Origin of the sequence: Kitasatospora sp. NPDC057512, assembly GCF_042802135.1 — a bacterium.
Taxonomy (GTDB): Bacteria; Actinomycetota; Actinomycetes; order Streptomycetales; family Streptomycetaceae; genus Kitasatospora.
The window spans coordinates 1-5,386 of sequence record NZ_JBHVET010000613.1 but is presented as its reverse complement, the minus strand read 5'-3'; the positions used below and the strand labels follow the sequence as shown (position 1 = coordinate 5,386).

7 protein-coding genes and 1 pseudogene are annotated in these 5,386 nt (G+C 71.6%); 2 read left to right on the top strand and 6 right to left on the bottom strand.

From position 1 onward, the window contains the following. Nucleotides 1-30: 30 nt before the first annotated feature. Nucleotides 31-153: a hypothetical protein gene (locus tag ACFU6K_RS30370; RefSeq protein ID WP_380668406.1), complete on the top strand. Its 123-nt coding sequence runs from the start codon at nt 31-33 to the stop codon at nt 151-153. 10 nt (nt 154-163) lie between these two features. On the opposite strand, the gene ACFU6K_RS30365 is transcribed toward ACFU6K_RS30370, so the two are convergent. From ACFU6K_RS30365 to ACFU6K_RS30345, 5 genes are all read right to left on the bottom strand, one after another. Further along, nucleotides 164-658 carry an NUDIX domain-containing protein gene (locus ACFU6K_RS30365; RefSeq protein WP_380668404.1) on the bottom strand — a complete coding sequence of 165 codons (495 nt, stop codon included), beginning with the start codon at nt 656-658 and terminating at the stop codon, nt 164-166. A 69-nt stretch (nt 659-727) separates the two neighbouring features. Beyond that, the gene (locus ACFU6K_RS30360) at nt 728-1,393 is read right to left on the bottom strand and encodes a hypothetical protein (protein WP_380668402.1); all 666 of its coding nucleotides are present in this window, start codon (nt 1,391-1,393) and stop codon (nt 728-730) included. Continuing rightward, nucleotides 1,390-2,199: a hypothetical protein gene (locus tag ACFU6K_RS30355; RefSeq protein WP_380668400.1), complete on the bottom strand. Its 810-nt coding sequence runs from the start codon at nt 2,197-2,199 to the stop codon at nt 1,390-1,392. The genes ACFU6K_RS30360 and ACFU6K_RS30355 overlap by 4 nt, the downstream gene beginning before the upstream one ends. A gap of 1 nt (nt 2,200) precedes the next feature. Beyond that, nucleotides 2,201-2,485, bottom strand: coding sequence for a hypothetical protein (locus ACFU6K_RS30350; RefSeq protein ID WP_380668398.1), 285 nt, complete (start codon nt 2,483-2,485; stop codon nt 2,201-2,203). Between the two features lie 3 nt (nt 2,486-2,488). Next, nucleotides 2,489-2,968 carry a hypothetical protein gene (locus tag ACFU6K_RS30345; RefSeq protein WP_380668396.1) on the bottom strand — a complete coding sequence of 160 codons (480 nt, stop codon included), beginning with the start codon at nt 2,966-2,968 and terminating at the stop codon, nt 2,489-2,491. 158 nt (nt 2,969-3,126) lie between these two features. On the opposite strand from ACFU6K_RS30345, the pseudogene ACFU6K_RS30340 reads away from it, so the two are divergent. Continuing rightward, nucleotides 3,127-4,092 (top strand): annotated as a pseudogene (locus ACFU6K_RS30340) (NlpC/P60 family protein); the annotation flags it as partial. Nucleotides 4,093-4,206: 114 nt separating this feature from the next. Here ACFU6K_RS30340 and ACFU6K_RS30335 read toward each other — a convergent pair. Continuing rightward, on the bottom strand, nt 4,207-5,328 hold the full coding sequence (locus ACFU6K_RS30335; protein WP_380668394.1) for a hypothetical protein: 1,122 nt from the start codon (nt 5,326-5,328) through the stop codon (nt 4,207-4,209). Nucleotides 5,329-5,386: the final 58 nt, after the last annotated feature.

Sequence of the window (5,386 nt, the reverse complement as noted above, 5' to 3'; positions counted from 1 at the left end):
CTGGACACCGCAACGACCCTGTAACTGCTGGTGGCCGATGGGGGCCCAACCGGCGGGGGGCGCACCCTGCTGGAGCTGGACATGGCCGCCGGGCTACAGCCCAAACGCCTGGCCCCGGCCGTCCCGGACGCGGAGCAGAGCGCCCTGTTCTGACCGTCCGGGCTCACGCCGCCAGGTGCAGCGACCCGTCGGCGATCATGGCGAAGAGCTGCTTCACCTGAAGCCGCGAGTCCTCGGACAGGCCCTCGACCTCGACCGCCTCCTGCTCGGTGAACCAGCGCACCTCGTGCACCGCACTGCCGGACGCCGCTTCGTCGCCGACCCGGGCGACGTACACGTGGTCGATGTGCCGGTGCGGCTCGCGGGTGTGATTGTCGGCGCAGGCGTCCATCTCCACCACCCACCACGGCGCGACCGGCGCGCGGTGCGGGAAGCCGGAGGGCAGCGGAAGCGACGGACCGGGCAGCAGCTCGGCCCGCAGCCCCGTCTCCTCCGCGATCTCGCGCAGCGCGGCCTCGGCCGCCCCCTCGTGCTCCTCGACGTGTCCGCCGGCCGGGAGCCACAACTCCAGCCGCGGGTGCCACACCAGAGCTGTCCTGCACTCCCCGTCCCCGCCGACGCGGAAGACGAACGCACTCGCCGTCGATTCCTTGATCACTTCGCTGCTCCTCGGCACTTGCCACCCACGGTGCCGCACTGGCCCACCGGGCGGCAGGCGCCGAGCCTTTCACACCACGCAGCACCCAGATGACCAAACGTCACCGATCCGGCCACCGCGCCGCCCGGCCCCGGCAAGGGAGATTCCGTGGGGTGGCGTTGCCGCCGACCCGTCCGGCCCCGGCGATCGGCAGCAGCAGGCACTGGATACCAGTGATACGCCGAAGACGCTCAGCATCGCGTTCTGCCCCCACCCCGAGGCGGCACGCAAGAGGTGCTTGGCCTGGCCGGTGACCGCCATGCGCCCGGCCTGCCACATGAATCCGAACACGGAGACCATCAGGCCGAGCCATGCCATCATCCCGGCCAGTACGGCGTTCCCGTTCCACAGCCCGGTGTTCTCCAGCTTCAGCGACGGTCCCTTCAAGGCGATCGTCAGCGTCGCCGCCATGAGCGTTCTGCAGAGTTCGACGGCCGCCTTGAGCCAGTCGCCGACGGCGGTCTCCCAGATGGAGTTCCACTCCTCCCTGGCCGCCTTGTCGGTGGCCTTGCCCGCGGACTTGCACCAATCGGTGTCGAAGATCAGCCCGACCAGGCCGACAGCGGACTGCTCGCAGCCGAAGTCCACGATCGAACCGACGATGCCGTCGTCCGCGGCGGCCGGCGGTGCGATGGCCGTCACGCTGCCGAACACGACCGCCAGGGACAGGGGGACGGCGGTGATCCGGCGTCTCACGACGCCTGCCTGATCGCGGTCCAGCCGGCCGCGTTGAAAGCGGCGTCACCCGGTGCCACGATGGGAGGCCTCCAGTCGGCCCGCGCCGCCGCGTCCTTTATGGCCTGTCCTGACAGCTTCCAGTCGCCGTCCTGCCAGACGGCTCCGAGGATTCCCACGCTGTAGACCGTCTTCTCCGCAGCCGTCTCCCCGGACTTGTCCGTGACGTTCATCAGCACGTAGGCGGTCACCTGTGCGGGGGTGACCTGGATGGGTTTGACCCCGATCATGACGGCCCGCATGAACGCGCCGCCCGGCAGTGGCCCGCTTTCCGGCAGTCCGAGGGCCCTGCGGGTCGCGGCGTCGGTCCGCTCCGCACCCTGGCGCACCTTCGCCTCGGCCGTCGGAGACTGGTCAGCGGGTGCCATGTAGGCGCTGTAGACGGCGAGTTGCTGCTCCGCGAGGGTGCCGGATCCTTCGACGTCCATCGCGGAGGCGGCCACCATCATCCCGATGGCGCCGTCGGTGGTGTTCGGGAAGCCGGTCTCCCGACCGTTCGCCGCCTTCCGCGTGCCCCTCGGTGCGGCGAGCCAGCGGTCCGGCTCGGTCCAGGTCGGCGGGACGCTGTACGTGGGCGCCGGCTGCGGCACGGTGCTCGGCGCCGGTGGCGACGAGGCGGACGCCGGGTCCGCGTGCCGGGCCGCCGGAACGTCGTCGTGACCGGCCAGGGCCGCATACCCGGTGAGCCCGAGCACGGCGGCCAGCATGGCGCTCGAACTCCACAGCACGGCCCGGGACAGGGGCCGGCCGCCCCTCGACTTCCTCATGTCAGCCCGCGATGCCGTTGAGGATGGAGATCAACGAACCGGCCAGCAGGACGGCTGCTACTCCACTGCCCATCCACTTGAACGGCTCGGACCCGCCGCCGTGACGGGACTTGTCGGACATCGCGAGCTTCCACACCCCGACTCCGGCCGCGACGACACCGGCCAGGAGCAGGATCCACAGGCCGTAGCCGAACAAGGTGCTGACGGTGCTCTCCATACCCGGGATCTTGGTCGGCCTGGCGGCGGGAATCAGTCCCGAGTTCTTGGGGTCTTCGGTGAGGAACATCAGTCACTTCCCTTCCATGTGGGTGCGCAGCTGGGCAGCCGCGCGCGCCACGGCGGCGTCGGCCAGGGCGTCTTCGGCACGTTCGACCGAGCGAAGCGCCGGCAGGTAGGGCAGGTACACCGTCCCGGCGAGGCGGCCGCCCAGGGCACGGAGGCGGTAGCGGGCCGCGGCCGCAGGTTTGGCGGGGACGTCGGCCACCACGACGAGCCACGGCTTCGGAACGGTGTCGGCGGGCCAGCTGCGGACGATCGCCTCCACCTGCACGGTGCCGTAAACAGTGCTGGGAGCGACCAGCACCGGCTGGACGCCGTACGGTACCGGTTCTCCCGGCCCGAGTCCGTGGGCCCGTAGGCCCCGCCCGTCGCCGTCGTTGAGCATCTGAAGCACCACGGCGGAGGCGATGTCGTATCCGTGGACCGGCATCAGCCCGTACGTCGGGACGGTGCGTGCCTGCTGAACAGGTACCACCGGATCGGGTGCCACGTCGCAACCTCCCCCAGTAACTCGCGTTGTCAGAGCGGCCTTTCGATCAGGAGCGAGGAACTGATCGTCTGACCACGTGGCGTAACGCCCCTGGCGGTACCGAAGGCACGCCCATCCGCCCATTCGGGCCTATCGACGCACCTCACAAGGGGGTCTCCGTGAAGAAGGTTCCGGTCTGCTGTGCGGTGCTCCTCGTGCTGCTCGGTGTGGTCGTCGCGGCGTTCGTTCCGGTGGTGACGGCGGGAGCCGCCGGGACGGGCAGGACACCGGTCACCGGGCTGCCCGAGGAATACCGGCCATGGGTGCTCAAGGCCGCTGAAGCCTGCCACGACCCGGCGCTGACAGCCGTGTTGCTCGCGGCCCAGCTGTTCGAGGAGAGCGGCTTCCGTGCCGACGCCCGCAGTCCGGCGGGCGCCGAAGGAGCGGCCCAGTTCATGCCGGGTACCTGGGCGACCTGGGGGAGGGACGACGACCGCAGCGGTACGGCTTCGCCCTTCGAGATCGGAGACGCCGTGATGGCGCAGGGGCGGCTGATGTGCAGTCTGCTCGGGCAGGCGGCGGCGTCCGGCATCGCCGACGACCCCCGTCGCCTGGCCTTGGCCGCCTACAACGCGGGATGGGCCGCGGTGGAAGCCAACCGAGGCGTGCCGCCCTACGCCGAGACCCAGCGCTATGTGGCGGACATCATGGGCAACGTGGCCCGCTTCCGCGGTGCCGGCCCGTTCTCGGAGATCACGGGCCACGGCGCCGGCCCGGACGCCGCCCGCCGGGCCGCCACCCAGCTCGGCGTGCCCTACAGCTACGGCGGCGGCAGCCCGGCCGGACCGAGTCGTGGCTACTGCGACGGGGACGGCGGCTGTCGGGACGGACAGTGCCTGGCCGGTGTGACGGTCGGTTGGGACTGCTCGGCTCTCGTCCAGTACGCCTACTGGCCCGCCCGCCGGCTCCCCCGCACCGCCGCCGAGCAGTACTCGGCCACGGCGGACCGTCCCGTTGCCCGGGCCGAACTTCGGGTGGGCGACCTGCTGTTCTGGAGACACGGCGGCAACGGCCACGTCTACCACGTGGCCCTCTACATCGGCGACGGACTGATGATCTCCGCACCGAAGACCGGCGACGTCGTCAAGAAGGCCCCCGTCACGGACATGCGGGATCGGCCCGCGTTGGGCTTCGGGATGGGAGCACGGTGGGGTGGGGCGGGGTGGGGTGGGGTGGGGCGGGGAGCGGGGTGGGTGCGGTCAGTGGGCGAGGATGCGCAGGGTGGAGTTGACGGTGAGGTAGAAGGTGCGGGCGTCGGGGCCGAGGGCGAGGGCGGTGACCCAGTTGAGGCCAGTGATCTCCTCGGCGGGGACGAGGGTGTTGGTCGCGGTGTCCAGGGTGAGGACCGAGGCCTTGCCGTCGGAGCTGGTGAGGTCCTGCTGGAGCAGGTGGAGCCGGGTGCCGTCCGCGGACACCGTGGGGTTCTGCAGCCACTGGCCCGGGGCGAGGTCGAGGGTGGTGAGGGTGTCGGTGGCGAGGTCGACGGCGTAGCCGGTGCCGTTGTTTCCCACGCCGTAGAGGCGGGTGCCGTCGGGGGAGAGGGCCAGGCTCGGGAGGGAGCCGATGGTGGCGGCGGTGGTTCCGGTGACGGTCGGGGTCCCGGTGCCGGTGTCCAGGCGGACCAGGTTCTCGTCGGTGGCGGCGTACGCGGTGTCGCCGTTGAGCGGTGTGACGATCGAGCCCAGGTAGTGGCCGGGCAGGGGTACGGCGGTGGTGAAGGCCTGCTGCTGCGGGGAGAAGGACAGGACCCGGGCGCCCGGCTCGGCCGGGCGGTGGTAGCGGGCCGGTCCGTCCTGGCCGACGTAGACGGTGGCGCCGTCGGGGCTGACCGCCAGTGAGGTGAGGGCCCCGGGGAAGGTGCCGTCGGGCCGCGGCTGGTCGGGTGCCTCGGTGCTGGAGACGACGGTGTCGGTGGCCGTGTCGATGGCGCCCAGGCCGGACAGCGGTGCCTTGCGGGCGGTGGAGAACAGCACGTAGACGCGCGAGCCGTCGGGGCTGACGGCCAGCGGGCCCGGACCGGCGCCGAACCCGGTGGACAGCGTCACCACCGCGGTGATCGCCCCGCTCTGGGTGTCGACCACCTTGACCTTGGCACCCTTGGTGGTGTCCTTCACCGCGACGTAGGCCTTGTGCCCGTCCGGGCTGACCGCCACCGAGGCGGGCGCCGAGTCCAGTTCGACGGTCTGCGGGACGCCCGGTACCGGCCCGGCGGACGTGCCGGTACCGGGGGCGGCGCCGGCGGAGCCGGACCCGGTGAGCAGCAGTGCCCCCGCCACCGCCAGGGAGCCTAACCAGCGGGCCGTCGAGACAAGCGAGTTCATGGAACCCTCCCCTTCGTACACCGCGGGTCCCCGCGGTGGAAGGAAAACGCTACGGGAC

Coding starts and splice junctions, on each gene's coding strand:
- ACFU6K_RS30350 (WP_380668398.1), bottom strand. CDS start 2,485: ATGTTCCTCACCGAAGACCCCAAGAACTCGGGACTGATTCCCGCCGCC.
- ACFU6K_RS30355 (WP_380668400.1), bottom strand. CDS start 2,199: ATGAGGAAGTCGAGGGGCGGCCGGCCCCTGTCCCGGGCCGTGCTGTGG.
- ACFU6K_RS30335 (WP_380668394.1), bottom strand. CDS start 5,328: ATGAACTCGCTTGTCTCGACGGCCCGCTGGTTAGGCTCCCTGGCGGTG.